At 60.5% G+C, this 17499-nt stretch carries 13 protein-coding genes; 9 read left to right on the forward strand and 4 right to left on the reverse strand.

What is annotated here, in order from left to right:
• Window positions 1–21: 21 nt before the first annotated feature.
• From KTAU_RS14950 to mgtA, 8 genes are all read left to right on the forward strand, one after another.
• Window positions 22–1014: an ABC transporter permease gene (locus KTAU_RS14950; protein ID WP_151729121.1), complete on the forward strand. Its 993-nt coding sequence runs from the start codon at window positions 22–24 to the stop codon at window positions 1012–1014.
• Complete coding sequence (locus KTAU_RS14955) at window positions 1011–1856, forward strand: ATP-binding cassette domain-containing protein (protein WP_151729122.1); 846 nt, start codon at window positions 1011–1013, stop codon at window positions 1854–1856. Before KTAU_RS14950 ends, KTAU_RS14955 begins: the two co-directional genes overlap by 4 nt.
• Before the next feature lie 25 nt (window positions 1857–1881).
• On the forward strand, window positions 1882–2754 hold the full coding sequence (locus KTAU_RS14960; RefSeq protein WP_151729123.1) for a sugar phosphate isomerase/epimerase family protein: 873 nt from the start codon (window positions 1882–1884) through the stop codon (window positions 2752–2754).
• 47 nt (window positions 2755–2801) lie between these two features.
• Window positions 2802–4313, forward strand: coding sequence for a xylulokinase (locus KTAU_RS14965; RefSeq protein ID WP_265576285.1), 1512 nt, complete (start codon window positions 2802–2804; stop codon window positions 4311–4313).
• Between the two features lie 2255 nt (window positions 4314–6568).
• Window positions 6569–8212, forward strand: a complete 1644-nt coding sequence (locus KTAU_RS14970) for an NRAMP family divalent metal transporter (RefSeq protein WP_151729125.1) — start codon at window positions 6569–6571, stop codon at window positions 8210–8212.
• Window positions 8213–8581: 369 nt separating this feature from the next.
• Window positions 8582–9934, forward strand: coding sequence for an NRAMP family divalent metal transporter (locus KTAU_RS14975; RefSeq protein ID WP_228026477.1), 1353 nt, complete (start codon window positions 8582–8584; stop codon window positions 9932–9934).
• Between the two features lie 25 nt (window positions 9935–9959).
• Window positions 9960–10193 (forward strand): hypothetical protein, encoded by a 234-nt coding sequence (locus KTAU_RS14980; protein WP_151729126.1) that lies wholly within the window; start codon window positions 9960–9962, stop codon window positions 10191–10193.
• A gap of 333 nt (window positions 10194–10526) precedes the next feature.
• Window positions 10527–13268, forward strand: coding sequence for a magnesium-translocating P-type ATPase (mgtA, locus tag KTAU_RS14985; protein ID WP_151729127.1), 2742 nt, complete (start codon window positions 10527–10529; stop codon window positions 13266–13268).
• A 216-nt stretch (window positions 13269–13484) separates the two neighbouring features.
• Here the strand turns inward: mgtA and KTAU_RS14990 are convergent, their stop codons facing one another.
• The 3 genes from KTAU_RS14990 to KTAU_RS14995 all read right to left on the reverse strand — a co-directional run bounded on the left by KTAU_RS14990 (window position 13485) and on the right by KTAU_RS14995 (window position 14931).
• Entirely contained in the window at window positions 13485–13760 is a 276-nt protein-coding gene (locus tag KTAU_RS14990) for a metal-sensing transcriptional repressor (protein ID WP_151729128.1), read from the reverse strand.
• Between the two features lie 639 nt (window positions 13761–14399).
• Window positions 14400–14633 carry a hypothetical protein gene (locus KTAU_RS22450; RefSeq protein ID WP_371875101.1) on the reverse strand — a complete coding sequence of 78 codons (234 nt, stop codon included), beginning with the start codon at window positions 14631–14633 and terminating at the stop codon, window positions 14400–14402.
• A 4-nt stretch (window positions 14634–14637) separates the two neighbouring features.
• The gene (locus KTAU_RS14995; RefSeq protein WP_151729129.1) at window positions 14638–14931 is read right to left on the reverse strand and encodes a hypothetical protein; all 294 of its coding nucleotides are present in this window, start codon (window positions 14929–14931) and stop codon (window positions 14638–14640) included.
• Window positions 14932–15901: 970 nt separating this feature from the next.
• On the opposite strand from KTAU_RS14995, the gene KTAU_RS22455 reads away from it, so the two are divergent.
• Window positions 15902–16252, forward strand: a complete 351-nt coding sequence (locus tag KTAU_RS22455; RefSeq protein WP_151729130.1) for an AMP-binding enzyme — start codon at window positions 15902–15904, stop codon at window positions 16250–16252.
• Here the strand turns inward: KTAU_RS22455 and KTAU_RS15005 are convergent.
• Window positions 16153–16569, reverse strand: coding sequence for a hypothetical protein (locus tag KTAU_RS15005; RefSeq protein WP_151729131.1), 417 nt, complete (start codon window positions 16567–16569; stop codon window positions 16153–16155). The two genes, KTAU_RS22455 and KTAU_RS15005, sit on opposite strands and share 100 nt — an antisense overlap.
• Window positions 16570–17499: the final 930 nt, after the last annotated feature.

Genomic DNA, 17499 nt, shown 5'->3' on the forward strand with positions numbered 1-17499 from the left:
GTGAGAGGAAGGAGACAGCGGATGGAACAGAGCAACACGCCAGTGACAGCGCTTCCGGCGCAGGCGGAGCGACTGAGCTGGAGAGAGCGGCTCAGCGATCCCGAGTTCTGGATCAACTGGACAGCGGTGATCGCCCTGGCGGTGCTGGTCATCATCTTTGGGATCGCCTCACCGGCATTCTTAAGCTTCGGCAATATCCGCGCTGTGCTGGTAGCGGCGGCTCTCCTGGTGATCCTGACGGTGGGGCAGACCTTTGTGATCCTGACGGGGGGCATTGATCTCTCTTTGGCATCCACCATGACCTGGGCTGGTGTGGTCCTGGGGCAGGTTGTCGCCCACGGAGGCCCGATCGGTCTGGCTTGCCTCTTGGCCATCATTGCCGGCTTGCTCGTGGGCCTCATCAATGGCCTGCTGGTTGCCTGGGGACGGATTCCCGATTTCATTGCGACGCTTGGCACGCTCAGCGCTGCCTCTGGGGCAGCTCTGATCTTCTCCAATGGTGAGCCGGTGACGATTGTCAGCACCTTCTTGCTTCAGCTCGCCACAGGCTCACTTGGTCCACTGCCCTACTTTGTCCTGATCGCTCTGCTCGTAGTATTGCTGGGACATTTCTTACTCTTTTACACGCGCTTTGGGACCCACCTGCTAGCCACTGGGGGCGATGCTGAGGCGGCTCGCGCTATGGGCATTCGTACTGCGGGGATTAAGCTGGCTGCCTACCTGCTGGCAGGTGGCCTGGCCGGTTTGGCTGCCATCCTCTTCACGGCGCGCATTGGCGCTGCCGAACCGGCGGTCGATACCAGCTACTTGCTCAATTCTGTAGCGGCAGTAGTCCTGGGAGGCGTCAGTCTCTTTGGAGGGCGTGGCACCATAGCCGGTCCTGCTGCTGGCGCGCTCTTACTCACGGTGCTCGTCAACGGGCTGACCTTACTTGGACTCTCACAATTCTACCAACCGGTGGTGGTTGGTTTGGCGGTCGTGTTGGCCGCCTTGCTGGTGAGGTACTGGCGATGAGTCCTACGGAATTTGAACGTGTTTTTTCTGCTCCTCAGACTCCGGAGCGTACCCCTACTCCAGGCGCTCCGCCTGGCTCTGGCGTGCCTGGTCCTGCTGAGGTATTGCTCCTGGTGGAGCGCGTTAGCAAGCATTTTGGGGCCATTGTGGCGCTGCATGAAGTGACGCTGTGGGCGCGACGTGGAGAGATCACGGCCATTGTCGGGGATAACGGTGCAGGCAAATCGACCTTGATTAAATGCATCTCGGGCCTGCACTCTCCGAGCAGCGGGCGCCTCTTCTTTGAGGGGAAAGAGGTGCATTTTGCCTCTCCCCAGGAGGCGCGTCAGGCAGGCATCGAGACAGTCTATCAGAACCTGGCTATGATTGAAGATCTCACGGTCTGGCAGAATCTCTTTCTCAACCGCGAGCGAGTCAAGCGTCTGGGACCCTTAGCGATCCTGGATCGCCGGACGATGCGCCGCGAGGCCCTGCGGATGCTCCGGCAATTTGAGGTTCATCTGCCTTCCATCCATGCCCGACTGCGGCAGCTCTCTGGCGGGCAGCGGCAGGCCATTGCCATCGCGCGAGCTGCAAGCTGGGGGTCGCGCCTGTTGATCATGGATGAGCCAACGGCAGCTCTGGGCGTTCGGGAGACGCGACGTGTTGAGGAGCTGATTCTTCGCCTGCGCGACCAGGGGCTGGCTATCTTGCTGATCAGCCATAACTTTGAACAGGTGCTGCGCCTCTCTCAGCAGGTGTGGGTCATGCGCAGCGGACGTGTGGTCGGAGGACGCCGGACGAACGAGACAACGAGTGATGAACTTGTGGCGATGATCACCGGCGTCAAGAGTGATGAGTGATCGCTAGAACAGCTGTGGAGATGCCATGAAACAGAAAATAGGTATTCATGCCTTCGTCTGGGTGGGCGGCTGGAGTGAGGAAGAGTGTCGTCAGGCGCTCGAAAGCAGTCGCACGAGCGGCTATGATCTGATCGAGATCCCCCTGCTTGAGCCTGCCGCGATCGACGTGGCGCTGACCAGAAGCCTGTTGGAAAAGACTGGTCTCGAAGCGACGTGCACACTGGCTCTGACGCCCGAGACGGATATTTCCAGCACAGATGAAGCAGTAGTAGCACGTGGCGAGCGGTTGCTGCATGATGCGCTGGCGGTGGCCCGGGATCTGGGGGCCACCTATCTTGGTGGGGTGATCTTCGGGGCCTTGACACGCTATCGGGAGCCGCTGGCTCCTGCCGGACGGCTGAACAGTATGCGGGTTCTGGCTCGTCTGGCCGAGCAGGCAGCGGCCAGTGGCATGCAACTGGGTCTCGAAGTGGTGAACCGCTATGAGAGCAATTTCCTCAATACAGCGGAGCAGGCTCTGAGCCTGATTGAGGAAATCGGTGCGCCTAATCTCGTGGTCCATCTCGATACGTATCACATGAATATCGAAGAAGAAAATTTTGTGAAGCCGGTAGTGGCCTGTGGAAAGCGGCTGGGCTATGTCCATGTGGGTGAAAGCCATCGGGGCTACCTCGGCACGGGCACGGTGGATTTCCCTGCCTTTTTCCGGGCGCTGCGGCAGGCTGGTTATCAAGGGCCGATCACCTTTGAGAGCTTTTCTCGGGCACAGGAGATTGCGAACCTCTCTGGCGATCTGGCGATCTGGCGTTATACCTGGACCGACCGTTTTGACCTGGCCAGACATGCCCGGGCTTTCATTGCAGCAGGTCTGGAGGCTGCAGACACCCCCGAGGACTAGTCACCATCATGGAAGGCGCAAGAAGGAAGACTGAGGACAAAGCGCTGTTGGGCATTGATTTGGGTACCAGTGCAGTGAAAGCGCTGGTTCTGGAGGCAGCGAGCGGGCGACGGCTGGGCGAGGGGCGCGCTGAGTATCCTTTGCTTACACGTCGGCCTGGATGGGCCGAGGGCGATCCTGAAGAGTGGTGGCGGCAGACAGTGGTGGCGGTGCGTATGGCCTTGGATCTCGTGGAACCAGGGCAGGTAGCGGCGATCGGGGTCAGCGGGCAGATGCATGGCGTGGTTCCTGTCGATGCAACAGGGAACCCTGTGCGCGCTGCCCTGCTCTGGCCTGATCAACGAGCTATCGACCAACTGGCGCGTTTTGAACAATTGCCTGTGCAGTTGCAGGAGCAACTGGCGAATCCCTTCGCCCCTGGTATGGCCGGTCCGCTGCTTTGCTGGCTCGCTCAGAAGGAACCCGAGGCGTTTGCACACATGCGGTGGGCCCTTCAGCCCAAAGACTGGCTCCGCTGGCGTTTGACTGGGGAAGTGGCCACCGAGGCCAGCGATGCCTCGGCGACGCTGCTCTATGATGTGCAGCGAGATCAGTGGGCGACGGCGGTCATGGAGGCCCTGGGGTTGCCAAGGGAGTTGTTTGCGCCCTTGCTCCCTGCGGGGGCGCCGGCGGGATATCTGCAGGAGTCAGCGGCCAGAGAGCTGGGACTGAGGCCGGGCCTGCCAGTGGCGACGGGAGCAGCCGATGTGGCAGCCTCGCTGCTGGGGGCTGGCGTGCTGGCGCCTGGCTCGCTCTTGTTCTCGCTGGGTTCGGGAGCGCAGTTTGTGCTCCTCTGCCAGGAGCCGCAACCTGATCCCCAGCGGAGAATCCATCTCTATCGGGCTGCAGACGGGAGGCATTGGTATCGGATGGCAGCGGTGCAGAATGCCGGGCTGGCTCTGGACTGGGTGCGTCGGGCCTTGCAGGCCAATTGGACCGAGCTGTATGCCAGCAGCGAGGCGGAGGTTGCCGTCCAGGAACCGCTGTTCTTCCTGCCCTGTCTGACGCCAGAGCGACCGTATCATCCGAGACCACAGGCTGCCGGCTGGCTCCATCTACGTCTCGGGCATGAGCGCCGCCACCTGCTCCACGCCGCTCTGGAAGGGGTGGCCTTTGGAATGCGTCTGGCCCTGGAGGCGCTCTCTGAGGGAGAGGAGGGTGGTCAGCTTCTTGTCGTCGGTGGAGGGAGCTTGCACCCTGGCTGGCGGCAGATGCTGGCGGATATCCTGGGACGGGAGCTTTGGGCTGTCGCTGAGAAGGACACGGCGGTGCGAGGGGCTGCACTCCTGGCCGGACTCGCTGCAGGTTATTGGAAGGATGCCGCTGCTCTGGAAGCACGGCGCCCACCGGTTCTGTCTGTGACGGCTCCTGGCGCTCGACGAGCTGTCTATCAAGAGCGCTACCAGCGCTATCGCGAGCTGTTGCTCTCACCTGCGGCTGCCGTGCTGGAGGAGCGCGAGGCAGGGGGTACAAGGCTCCGTGAAAGCAGGGGAAGGGTTGGCCAGTTGGAGCCAGAGTGATTTCGGGCTAGCGAGTAGATAGCCAGGCAATCCGCCCGCTCAGTACTATGCTCATCTCAAGTCGCCTCGCGGCTGCCCACCAAGAGCCACTCGGGCTGAGGGCCTCCCCAGCGTAAACGTCACTGGAAGCGGCGTACGGAGAAAGAGGCCATAGCCGTATGAATAGATCTTCTGTGTGGACTCAGCTATCGGCAACAACAGGGTCAGTGAGCAGATAATCGAGAGAAGGCTCCAAGAGGTCGCTGTGGTTGAGCTGATAGCAGCACTGCTTGCCAGAAGGGGCCGGGCTTGGAGGGGGCTGACCGCTGGGCCTTCCTCCTCGGGCAGCTCTGAGGGCAGCTCAAGCATGCCTCTGGCTCTGGGAGGCTAATGCTGAGGTGCGCTCCTGCAAAATCGATCAAGCGGCCGTTGGCGATGAAGCAGGCCGCTGATGATGACAACCCCGCGTCGCTTTAACAGTCTGGCTGTGATCAACAGGGCTGCCAGCCGCTTCAGCCAGCTCCAGCACCATGACGGAGCCGTCTGCCACAGCGTGCCCCATGCCTTCTCTCTGCCTCTCTTGTACGAGAGGATAGGCTGTGCCGCAGCTGAGATCAGCGGTAGCTTCATCATCTGTTGCATATGATTCCTCTTTGCCTGAGATGGTAATGGATATCCAGAGAAGGGATAGCTGAGAAAGGCGAGCGACAGACGGCCAGTCATCCAATCGAGCTATTCAGGCTAGACCAAGAAAAAGGCAACCAGGCAGCAGTGTGGAAGATCCAGGAAAAAGAGTCCGTAAGAAGAGTACCGGTATATTGTGTTAAATGGGCTTTGTAGTACTCTTGCCAGAGCTGTAAGCAACAGTGCGCAGTCACGCACCTTCGGTTAGCAGGCCGCTCTCTTCCGGTGAAGGTGGAGAGAAAGATGAGTCAGCTTTTCTACGGGCAAAGAGAGGAATAAGTACCCTCCTGAGAGAAGGGCGGAAAAGCTTTGCTGCGGCACACTGGTGAGAAGCAAATCCTTTCCTCATGCTCCGGACACCTGTCCTTAGACCTCCCGTTGCGAGTGCGAGGCAGGAGGAAACTGCGCTTACTGGCGCCAGGCATGGGCTTCTCAGCAGCGTGCCTTGTCCCCACAACAGAGAAAGGGTGCTTTTTCTTCAGGAGAGACTCTTGCTGGACTGCCAGAGTCAGCCTCCATCGCTGCGATCCATTCCTCCTCTGTTTGGCTTGACACTCTTATGAGAGAAACGACACCTCTGTGAAGGATGTTCCTCCTGCTCATATCCCCCACTAGGGGATATGAGCAGGAGGAAGTATAGTCGCTGGGATAGAGAACTGTCAAGTGGCGCACGGTCACCTTCTGCTGGAGGCCCCTCGCCCCCGTTAGGAAAGCCATTACCAGGCTGGAGGAGATGTTTCTCCTCGTCGCCTCACGAAAAGAGGAGAGGATGGTGGTCAACACCAGCGAGCTACGGGCGTCCTTGATAGGCGAGCTAGTCGTGGTGGCAAAGGGAGGCCCGTCGCAGCAGCGGTCTCAGTTCATGAGGGGCTCTTGACATGGCCTCGCCTCGCGGGCTATACTTCCTCATGGAGATAACCCTATCCGGGGGATAGGGATGGAGATAACGCCTCTAGCAAAGGCACCGTCTCCTGTGGCTCCATCTTCGACTCCAACAGAGGAGGAAAGGATCACTTCTATGGAACCTGATCCTGGAAGTCCAGGGAGAGCCTGTCCGGGAAGGAGAGCAGCCCTCCTCCGTTGTGGGTGCGAGGCGTACTCGTGAGCGACGTTCTTGTTGAGCTTCCTCACGCCTCATGCTCGCGACGGACAGGCTGAGGGCGAGCGTTCAAGGTGTGAGGAAGGAAACTCCCCTTTGCCTGCGTCAAGAGCGCATCGTATCTACTCGTTTTATACGGTGCCGCGTGTAGCCTCTGCGGAGCGCTCTTCAGGCTAGGGTACGCAGTGTTTCCTCTCTCCCAGGTCTCATCTCGAGTGTTGGGGGCCAGCGGAAGGAGTAGTCTGTGCTTCACAGCCCTGCAAGCCCTCTACGAGCAACCCGGCAAGATGATATCCAATGGCCTGCAACGCCAGCTATGTGTGCTTGCTGGGTAGCTGGGAGGGTCATGAGGCCGGGCTCGCCTCTCGCGCGACGGCTAGGTTGTCTCTCCTCTGCCCGGCTTGCCTCCCCGAGCGGGTTGACTGGCCAGTGCCTGGCTTGTCCTTGCTGCCACCTTCTCTGGACGCTGAATAAGACATCAAGGAGGAAACCCATGCAGCAGATGACAGAGCAGCACCTGACCACAGCGACGGCACAGCTCGATTCGGCCCATGTGGGAGACATTCAGGGGGCCTGGGGCACCCTGTCGCAGACCGCCCAGCCATCGCGCCAGGGCTGGTTGCAACGACTCATTACTTTGCTCATCATCATGGGGCCAGGACTGGTCACCATGATTGGCGATAACGACGCTGGTGGGATTGCCACCTATACGCAGGCGGGACAGAACTATGGCACGAGCCTGCTGTGGACCCTCCTCATTCTGATCCCGGTCCTCATTGTCAACCAGGAAATGGTTGCCCGGTTGGGAGCCGTCACGCGCGTTGGCCATGCTCGTCTGATCTTCGAGCGCTTTGGCACATTCTGGGGGGCCTTCTCCTTCTTCGACCTCTTTCTGGTCAATTATCTGACGCTGGTCACGGAGTTCATCGGCTTCGCCATGGCCCTCAACTACTTCGGGGTCAGCCCGCTGATCTCCATTCCTATAGGGATTCTCGGTCTGATTGCGATCGTGATGACCGGTAGCTTCCGCCGCTGGGAGCGGGTCATGTGGATCAATTGCCTGGTCAGCCTGCTCATGATCCCCATTGCCTTCCTGCCCCATCCGGCCTGGGGACCCATTCTGCATGATACCTTCATTCCCAGTGTCGCTGGCGGCCTGAATAGCGATGCACTCCTCACGATCATCGCCATTGTCGGCACGACGGTGGCACCCTGGCAGCTCTTCTTTCAGCAGTCGAACGTGGTAGACAAACGTATCACCAGCCGCTGGCTCCGCTATGAGCGGCTCGATACCATGATCGGCAGCGTCCTGACCAATATTGAGGCCGCGGGTCTGGTCATTGCTGCTGCATTCGCCTTTGCCGGAACCAGGTACTTTGGCAACTTTATTGATGCGGGAACGACGGCGAAAGCGTATGCTGCGCTGGGTCATCCCCTCATGGGAACCCTGTTGATGATTATTCTGCTGAATGCCTCGATGCTGGGAGCCTGCGCTGTCACCCTGTCGACCGCCTATGCGGTCGGCGACGCCTTCTCGGTGGCCCATTCGCTGCACCGCAGGTTCCAGGAGGCCAAGGTCTTCTATAGCGTCTATATCCTGCTCATTGTGCTGGCGGGGGGACTGGTGCTGATCCCCAGCGCGCCGTTGGGACTGCTGACCTTCGCGGTCCAGGCACTGGCCGGCATCCTGTTGCCCAGTGCAACGGTGTTTCTAGTGCTGCTGTGTAACGATCGGGCAGTGCTTGGACCCTGGGTCAATCGCTTCTGGCTCAATGCGATTGCCACGGTGATCGTGGGCCTGCTCGTGGCTCTCTCCTTCATCCTGGCCATGACCACCCTCTTCCCTGGTGTGGACGCGATGCTGCTGACCAAGCTGGTCTTCGCCATCCTGCTGGCCGCTCTGGTGGTGCTGGGCGGCCTGGCGGCGGTTCGGCGCCTGCGCCGGGGTCCTGACCCCGAGCTGGCCGCGCTGAGGCGGATGAAGAAGGAGGACTGGCAGATGCCGCCGCTCAAGGAGATCCCGCGCCCAACCTGGTCGCTGACACGCTGGGTGGGAATGGTCACGCTGCGAGCTTACTTGATTGTGGCCATGGTGCTGCTGGTGGTTAAGGTGGTGGAGCTGGCACTTGGCCACTGATGAGCGGACTGGTTCTGCGTGGCTGAGCTGCTCCTTCTCTCCAGGCAGCACACAGGAGAGAAGGAGCGCCTGCCTATCCCGGTGCTCTGACCTGGTCTGTACGGGAGGGAGGGAAAAAGCATCTGACGTCAGGCTGAAAGCGGGCTGGTGCCAAGGCCTGCCTGTCTCTCCAGCCCGCCCGGCATCCTCTGTGCACGAGATCATTGCGACCTCGTGCTTTTCTCTGGTCTATCTAATTTTAGTTGATCAAAAAATGATATTGAATATCTTCAAATTGTAGGGAAGCACATTATGAGGAAGTAGACGGAGCGGCCAGCGAGCTGTAGGCTCAACAGATGCCTGGCTGTCGCTCCGAAGGAGGTGAGAATCATGGCCCACACGGTCATGCCATCGTCGCAAGAGCTGCCTCGCGTGACCAGCGAGGATCTCAAGCGAGCCCGTGATCGCCTGCGGGTGGCGCAAGCACGTCGCCATCGCTGGGGGAAGCTCTCTCTGCTCTGGCTGCTGATCGGCCCCGGCGTGCTAGTGATGCTCGGAGAAAACGATGCGCCGAGTATGCTCTCCTATGCCGCGACGGGAGCCACCTACGGTCCTGGCTTTTTCCTCCCATTTATTTTGGTGACGTTCCTGATGGCCTTCATCGTACAGGAAATGACGGTACGGCTGGCCGCGGCAACGCATCGTGGGCATGCAGAGTTGATCTTTGAACGCTTTGGTCCCTTCTGGGGCGCGTTCGCTCTGGTCGATCTCGCGCTAGGTAACCTGATGACGCTGGTCACCGAGTTCATCGGGATTCGGGCCGGCCTGGGTTTCTTTGGGGTTCCGCCTGTGCTTGCTGTGTTACTGGCCCTTGCGGTCATCGCCCTGGTTGTTCTGACTCGCCGCTACTGGACGTGGGAGCGTATCGGTCTGGCTCTGGCGACCTTCAACCTGGTCTTCATCCCTGTGGCCGTGCTGGCGCATCCTGATCCCGGCCAGTTGCTGGCGGCCTTTCTGACCTGGCAACCCGTCCCCCGTTGGGATCAGACCACGCTCTTGCTCTTGCTGGCGGATATCGGAGCCACGGTGACGCCCTGGATGCTCTTCTTCCAGCAAAGCGCATCTGTCGACAAAGGCGTGACGGGGCAGGACATCGCACATGGCCGTCTAGATACCGCCCTGGGTGCCTTGCTAGCCGCCGTGGCGGGCATTGCCACAGCAATCGCGACCAGTCCGCTGTTTGCCCACCATGTCAATGCCTCCTCGTTTGCCGGGGCAGATTTCGCACGCGCCTTACTGCCCTATGTTGGGAGGGTCGGGGCTTCGCTTTTTGCGCTGGGGATCGTCGAGGCCGGGCTACTGGCGGCGATCACCATCGCTTCTTCCTCGGCCTATGCCTTCGGGGAGGTCACCAGACAGCCGCACAGCCTCAATCGATCCTGGCGGGAGGGGTGGCCCTTCTATTGCGTGCTGCTCGTGGCAGCTGGGCTGGCTGCAGCAGTGGTCTTGATTCCCAATGCCCCGTTGGAATTCATTGTGTTGATCGTCAATGTCTATGCGGTTCTCTCCATGCCACCCGCGCTGGTCTTCCTCACGGTCCTCGTCAATGATCGCGAGATCATGGGGGAGCAGGCCAATGGCTCGCTCGCCAATGTCCTGACAGTAACAGTGACACTCTTGATCTGCCTGGCCGGCTTGGTGTATGGGATTGCCACCGTCTTTCCGGGGCTGCTCCCATCCTGAATCAGCACAGACTGGAGGGAGTCTGATGAGAGAGGAGAAAAGAGGAAATAAGCTTCCACTGCAGCCAGTGACTACCGAGCAGGACCTCACTTGGGTGCGCGAGGTCCTTGAGCCCGACCAGTTCGCCGAAAGCAAGGCACCGTTAGGGCGACGCCGGCTTGGGCCTGGCCTACTGGTGCTGCTCTGGGTACTGCGCATCTATGTGCTGGTCATGACAGTCCTCATCGCGTATCAGGTTTGGCAAGCGCTTCACCCCTAGGGACGGGATCTCGCTCGACTGCGGGCGATGATGGCAGAGATGGCACGTCGCTGTCTCTCCCATCTCACTCCTGCTCTCGGCGGCTGCCCGACGGCTGAGCGCTTGTCTCTAGCACTGCACTAGCCGGCTTGACCGGTGACTGGAGCGCGCAGTATGCTACGGGGGTGAGCTGTGCTGTCGATGCAAGACAGCCATCCTCCTCTGGCTGACCCAGGTCCTCACTCATCCACCCACACCGTGACACGATACCCGTAGACGGTGAGGTCCGATGTCATAGAGGTTCGTCCGTGATGATGAAGGGTGCCAGGCAGGCCATCTAGCGGAGGGGAAGCAATGTTGAAAGACATGGTGCATCGTTGGAATAGAGCAGCTCCTGTCAGTGCTTTTCTCGATGATCTGCCACTCCAGCAGGCGCTCCACGGTGATCTGGCGCAGACCCTGCGGCTGCTCAATGCCAGCCTGCTTGGTCTCACAGACGCTGAGGCTGCCAGGCGCCTGCAGCAGGTGGGACCGCATCAGTTGCCTGATCTGCGTGCTCGTCCCTGGTGGCGCCATCTGTTGCTGGCCTTCTGGAACCCGTTCCTCATGATGTTGGCTGGCCTGGGTCTGGCTTCTTTCCTCTGTGATCTCTTGTTGACCAGCCCCGCCGGTCGGAGCTGGCTCAAGGACCTGCTCTTGGCGGCGATGCTGGTCTGCAGCGGAGGCCTGCGTTTCTGGCAGGAGCGCCGAGCTGAGCAGACCATTCGCCCGCTGACCAAGACGATGGCCGAGGTGGTGCAGGTCATGCGCCGTACTCATGAGCAGGCTCCTCCAACGCTCCACCGGATTCCGTTGGAGAAGCTGGTTCCTGGGGATCTTATTCTGCTTGAGGAGGGGCGAGTCGTGCCTGCTGATGTCCGCCTGGTGAATGCCCAGGGGCTGTTGCTGGACCAATCCCTGTTTACTGGGGAGGCGATGCCTGTTGAGAAAAACGACAGCGAGCATGGAGAGCCACCCGCCCCTCGCTTACGCAGTCGCGTCGACCGTTCTTTGCTGGCGCTCCTCGACGCTCCCTATCTCGGTCTGATGGGATGTAGCGTCGTCCGGGGGAAAGCCCTGGCGCTGGTGGTTGCCACAGGAAGGGCCACCGTCTTCAGCAAAGCGGCCAGGTACTTGCTCAGACGTCCATTCCTCTCAGCACTGCAGCACGAGCTGAATCAGGTCAGCAAGGTGCTGCTAGTCAGTCTGATCATGATGGTGGCCTGTCTGCTGCTGATGCGAGGCCTCGCGCGCGGTGACTGGTCGGAAGCGATCCTCTTTGCGCTGGCGGTTGGTGTGGGATTTACCCCGGAGATGTTGCCGCTCGTCGTCACGGTGGCGCTGGCCCGAGGCGCGGTTCTGCTTGCCCAGCTTGGCCTGGTGGTCAAACAACTGCCGGTCACCCAGGCCCTGGGAGCACTTGAGATTCTCTGTCTGGACAAGACGGGCACGCTTACCGGCACGACCATGCGGCTGGTGACTGCGATCGATGCCGCCGGTCAGGAACAGGCCAGCGTGCTCCGCCTGGCGGCACTCTCTGTGCTGGCTCAGCAGCGAGGGACTGCACAGGGCCATGACCCTTTTGCGCAAGCGATTCTCACGGAGGCGCGCCGGCGGGGAATCCGGCTCCAGGCTGGACTGACCTTCGGCGAGGTGCTGCCCTTTGACCCCATCCGCAAGCGAGCCTCTGCCATCGTCAGCGCTCCAGATGAGGGCGCCTCTGCAACGCAGGCAGAGGCGCCAGCCCTGCTGCTCTGCCAAGGCTCCTTTGAGCCAGTGCTTGCTGTGGCCTCTGCGGTTGAAACGAGCGAGGGGCTGCAACCCTTGTCTGAGGTATCTCGGCTGCAGCTCAAGCGCCTGGCGCGATGGTTGCAAGAGCGGGGGTTACGTGTCTTGGCAGTGGCCTACAAGCCAGTTGATCCCCACCATATCAGCGCACTTGCTGCCGAAGAGCAGGAGCTGATCTTTGCAGGGCTGCTTGGCCTGAGCCAAACCCTCCGTGAGGGGGTCTGCGAGGGTATGGAGGCGCTGCGAGCAAGCGGGATCAGCCTCAAGCTGGTGACGGGCGATGACGAGCGCCTTGCAGAACGCCTGGGCGAGGAAGTGGGCTTCACCAGCCGGCGCGTCCTCCTGGGTTGGGAGCTGGAAGGGCTAAGCGAGGGCGAGCTGGCGATGCTGGCGGGGCAGACTGAGATCTTCGCCAGCATGACGCCATTGCAGAAAGCGATGATTGTACGCGTGTTCCAACGGCAAGGCTCGGTGGTGGGCTATCTGGGCGATGGTCTCAACGATCTGCCAGCGCTGCGACGCGCCGATATCGGGCTGGCAGTGAACGGAGCCACGGAAAGTACACAGGCGGCTGCCACAGTGCTGATGCAGGGAGGCCCGCTGCAGGGGTTGGCGAGTGGAGTCCGTGTGGGACGCAGGGTATCTCGAACCATCGGCAAATATCTGGCAATCACGATCAGCTCGAACTTCGGCAACGCCCTGAGCATCCTGCTGGCCAGCCTCTTCCTCCCGTTTTTGCCAATGCTTCCCGTGCAATTGCTGGCGCAAAACATGTTGTATGATCTGACGCAGCTCTCCCTGGCCTGGGATCATCTTGATGATGAACTGCTCCAGCAGCCTCATCGCTGGCGCCTGGCTCCGGTCCTGCGTCTGATGCTGATCATGGGGCCACTCAGTTCGCTCTTTGATGTCCTGACCTTCCTGCTCTTGTGGTGGGGCTTCGATGCGCGTTCTGTCGCTCATGCTGCTCTTTTTCAGTCAGGATGGTTTTTGGAGGGACTGTTCTCGCAGATTCTGGCTGTGCATCTGCTGCGCACGCATCGTGTTCCGTTCCTGCACAGTCGAGCTGCTCTTCCCCTTCTCCTGGCGAGCGGGGGTGCGCTGGTGGTAGGCTTCTGGCTTCCGATGACACGCCTGGGGACGCTGCTTGGCCTGGTACCACTACCTCCTGCCTATTTCTGCTGGCTGCTGCTCATCCTGAGCGGCTACTGCTTGCTGACAGAGCTGACCAAACGCTGGTATCTCCGTCGTTTTGGAGGCTGGCTCTGATCCGACAGCCTGGTGATCAACGCAACAGGGTGCCTGGGGGACTGGAGAGAGTTCATGGGAGCGTCAGAATGCCACTGCGGCAGATGGAGGGAGGGAATCACTGTGATGCAGACCATGCGCTCTCTGCTGGGCTCCGTGTCATCTACCGAGCTGATTGTTGACCGGCGGGAATAGGTGCTGGCAGGACGAGGCCAGATGAACGGCTGGGTCCTGCCGCTAGAGTAGGAGCCGATCAAGCGCCTCATGGAGGTCCTGCGTCGCCAGGGAGGCATCCCCTTGAGCTACGGCCTCTTGAATGCGCTCATGCAGGTACTGCTCGAGGATAGCGCGAGCCACCTGATCCAAGCCAGAACGGACGGCTGCGATCTGAATCAGCATCTGCTGGTAATCTCGTTCTTCTTCCCAGAGGCGCTTGAGACTCTGCGCATGACCAGCGAGACGCGCCAGCCGATGGGCGATGTCCTCACGCGTGGGGAGCTGTTGTGTTTTCACAGGAAGGCCTCATCCGTTGCCAGACAAGCTGGTGTTTGGCTGCTGCTCGTCAAGATCGACTCATGCTACAGTATACTGGATCTCACTCGCTGGGTCAAGCGGCAGTGCTGAGGCGCTCAGACTCTTCTCCCGGAGACCCTGCAGCCAGGATCTGACCCTGCTGTTCCTCTGGGAGGAAGGCACTCGGCGGAGCAGCTCCTCTCGGCGGCAGCGCCTCTCTCTCGGCGTAATCTTTCCAGCAGCTCCCAGCCGGGCCTGATGACAGGCAGTGTTGCGACACTCCGTTCGTGGGTGCGCCTGCTCTCGCTGAGCCAGACAGCAAGCCGGCTCCCTTCCCTGGCGCTCACCTGACAGATGCCATCACCCCCCCTGGGAGGATCTCTTGTACTGCTAGCCATCTTCCCTCCTCCTGCAGCCAGGGGCTGAGCAGCCATCTTCCAACAACGAATTCGTGGCTTCCCTGCTCACCTTCCTTCCTTCCCTCCCGTACTCTGCTCAGCTCCTGGCGTGACCCCCTGCCTCAGGCTGGCCCGTCGGCGACTCCCCTGCTCTGGCCGACGCACTAGCTCCTTGGGGTCCTGCAGGCTAGCAGCTTTCCAGAGCCATGCTCCTGCCTGCTCGTCACACCGGTCCGCTCTCTCAACCCTGCGCGGGCGGCACGTGGACCGTCAGCAGAGGATCTTCGACCGCTGCAGCGGGCAGTCGGATGCCGAACGCCCGAGTCAGCAACTCTAGCGCCGCCAGCCCAGGGGTAGATGCGGACTGGGTCCACGCCGCCTCAGTCTCTCGCGGCACCTCTATCCGCAGGACCACCTGCCGCATCGCCTCCACCAGACGGTCTGGGTGCTGGCCGTGACGAGACTCTGGATGCAGCGGACTAGCTCACCGTTGACAGAGTAGGCCAGTTATCGGAGCAGAGGCCATGTGTGAAGTGCCTGCTCAGCTTGGCCTCCGCTGCCAGTCGGCTAGCGGTTGCTGGCTGACCAGGAGCACGGCCCACTCGCCCGCACACCCGGCCCGCGGCCAGGCTGCCAACGGGGGCTGCCAGCAAGGGGCTTTCCAGCAGCGGCGGAGGCAGTAGGATGCCTGGCCCCTGCTGTAGCAGCGTCAGCGTTGCCGTCAGACTGGAACTCTGCAATAGAAGGCCCTGCATGCAGATCTTCCTGGTCATGAAGCATGCCGCTCCTCGCTGTTCGCGAGGCTGTGCACACACAGCACGCACAGCCTTGAGCCTGATGTATTGCAAGGAACGACCTCAGAAGGGGCTGGACCTCCTCTGGATCTTGACGTGAGGATGGGACCCTGCTCCCTCTGGTCATCAGCGGCCGTACCCTGAAGAGGCGAGAAAGATCTGGTAGGAGGCGGAGGGGATGGTCTGGCTGGTGAGACCAGCTTCAGGCGGGCGAGAGCACTGGTTGATCTGGTGGAAGCACTCGCGCTCACTCAGCGCACTGAGGAAACGGAGCGAGTCTGGCGTGCAGTGGAGGAAGTGAGCCAGCAGGCGATCGCCGCTTGCTTCTGGCGAGCGAGGGCTCAGACGGAGCTGGCAACGGCCCGCGCACGGATACAGGCTCCTTAAGAGATAGCGCAAGCCATGCTCCTCGGGAAGCACTGCGAGGAGGTGGCGTTTGTGAGGAGACTCAAGGATCTGCTGATAGAGGACTCGGCGCTTCACGGAGAGAGCAGAAGCGATCCGTGCATACCAGGATCACGGGCTGCAGGCACCGCTGTGGAGACAACTAGGAGAGGCGCTGGCGCAGCAGCACGCGGGAGCCTGTCTCTGCGCGTTCTCCCGAGCTGAGGCTGGCCCTATTCGACGCCTTCGGCTGAGTGGGCTGAATCAAGCGCCCTTTACAGTGGTGACAGCGCAGCCCCGCGTTCCGCTGACTGACTTCTCCAAGGGTATGGTAGAGGACAGCCCGTCTGCTGCCTTTGTTGGTGCATTCGAAGAGCAGCGGGAAGATTTCTGCCTGGACTGCCCTGGGGGGCCAGCACGTATAACGGTCCTGCTGATGAGATGAATATTCGGAAAGCCTCGACGGCGCTCTTCTGGCCATTGCTGGAACAGTCTGGCAACCCGATCAAGCACATGTCGAGATAGAGCAGGTTTTGCTGCTGCATCCGGGGATTCCCGAGGCGCGGTGATTGCGCTGCCTGATGAGCGCTGGGGTGAGGTAGGAATGGCTGTGGTGGTACCGCGCCTGCCCGGTGCGTTGAGCGCTGAGGAGGTGCTGACTTTTTGTGCGGACAAGCTGGCATGCTGTCAGATTCCACGGCACGTGGTTTGTGTGGAAACGCTGCTGCGCAACGCTATGGGTAAGGTGCTCAAGGCAGAATTACGCGCGCTATACCGTCCCCCCAGATCTGGAGCGTGCTTGATTGCGTCCCCGCGCTATGTCGTCCCGGCTCTATCCTGCCGGGCTATGTCGCCTTTGCTTCGCCCCGGCACCGGCAGCAAGCCGTGGAACCAGGCGAACAGGATGAGACCGTAGCCCGAACCCATTAGCGTTGGCCAGCGGAGCCAGGCTCCCAGGTGCGTCACGCAGGTGCCGAGCATGCGCATGGCGACCACTGTCGGCGTCATATGGCGTTTCAGGTAGGCCCCTGCTGCAGAGCGTCGATACGGTTCCAGGTCGACCAGGCGCATGATCAGGAAAGAGGCCACGATCGGTGGCAGTATGGCGATCAGCAGGCCGCTCAGCAGACGCCGCTGCCAGCAGTAGTAGATAGAGATGATCTCGGCGCTGATATCTGTCAGAAGTTTCAGCGGGTGGATCTGATGATACAGCGCTTTCTCACGCGGACTCATAGGTGGCAGATCTCCTTTTTTTGGGAGCGTGGCAAGCAGTAGGAGGTGCTCCACGCACCAATGGTAATGGTATAACAGCTATGCCTGGTTGTCAACAGCGGTCACTACCGATTCTACAGGCAGCTCAGGCTGACCAGCGTTGGTCAGGACCCTACGGTCTGGCCTCGTCTGCTGGGTTGCGTCGCCTTGCGTCGCTCTGCCCGTACGATAATAAGGCCGCGGCGTTTTCTCGCTGGACTGGCCTCGGGAAGTGATGGAGATGCTGACAGCGCTGATGGATCTGCTAGCGGATGATGCCCTGATGCGCCAGGATGCCTCCAGCCAGGATCTCTTCTCTGGCCGCCAGCCTCTACCGACCTCCGCTTCAGTGAGACAGCCGCGCTGTTCAGGCAGAGCGAGCGTCGGCGAAGGGGACAGACTCACCTCGTCACCGTCAGCTGCAGCTGACTGTCGGGGCGGGGTGCGTATGCTCTCATCAAGCTGACGCCAGGTCACTTTGCGCGTGGGCGGGCTCCTTGCCCTTCTCACCTCTTTACGCACCACAAAAGCAACCAGGCGATAATAAGCTCCTCTCCAAAGAGGGTACGCCATAGATGCGCAGGAAATTCCCCCGTATCTTTCCTGCGCTCCTTTCAGAGAGCACCCTGGAGAGAAGAGAAGAAGGGCATCTGAGCGTTACGTCGTCCCGGCTTACCGTGCCTGCTTTCCTCTTCTCTTCCTCTCAATTCAGAGGAAAATCGATTACACTTGACAGGCAGAGCTATTCCTGTTATACTCTCAGTCAGCAGGAACCTTTTAAGGGAGAGTGATCATAACAGGAGGCATGGACGCAGTGCTGCACCTGTAGTAGCTTTCTCCATGCGAACTGCGTTGAGGCTGTCGGTGTCAGGCAGGACGACGTTGTTTGCAAAGGTCCTTTATTTTCCTAGT

The organism is Thermogemmatispora aurantia, assembly GCF_008974285.1.
In the GTDB taxonomy this organism is placed as follows: domain Bacteria; phylum Chloroflexota; class Ktedonobacteria; order Ktedonobacterales; family Ktedonobacteraceae; genus Thermogemmatispora; species Thermogemmatispora aurantia.

Excerpts from the sequence above, each read along its gene's own strand:
- KTAU_RS14950 (WP_151729121.1), top strand. The coding sequence starts at position 22 with ATGGAACAGAGCAACACGCCAGTGACAGCGCTTCCGGCGCAGGCGGAG.
- KTAU_RS14955 (WP_151729122.1), top strand. The coding sequence starts at position 1,011 with ATGAGTCCTACGGAATTTGAACGTGTTTTTTCTGCTCCTCAGACTCCG.
- KTAU_RS14960 (WP_151729123.1), top strand. The coding sequence starts at position 1,882 with ATGAAACAGAAAATAGGTATTCATGCCTTCGTCTGGGTGGGCGGCTGG.
- KTAU_RS14970 (WP_151729125.1), top strand. The coding sequence starts at position 6,569 with ATGCAGCAGATGACAGAGCAGCACCTGACCACAGCGACGGCACAGCTC.
- KTAU_RS14975 (WP_228026477.1), top strand. The coding sequence starts at position 8,582 with ATGGCCCACACGGTCATGCCATCGTCGCAAGAGCTGCCTCGCGTGACC.
- KTAU_RS14980 (WP_151729126.1), top strand. The coding sequence starts at position 9,960 with ATGAGAGAGGAGAAAAGAGGAAATAAGCTTCCACTGCAGCCAGTGACT.
- mgtA (WP_151729127.1), top strand. The coding sequence starts at position 10,527 with ATGTTGAAAGACATGGTGCATCGTTGGAATAGAGCAGCTCCTGTCAGT.
- KTAU_RS14995 (WP_151729129.1), bottom strand. The coding sequence starts at position 14,931 with ATGACCAGGAAGATCTGCATGCAGGGCCTTCTATTGCAGAGTTCCAGT.
- KTAU_RS15005 (WP_151729131.1), bottom strand. The coding sequence starts at position 16,569 with ATGAGTCCGCGTGAGAAAGCGCTGTATCATCAGATCCACCCGCTGAAA.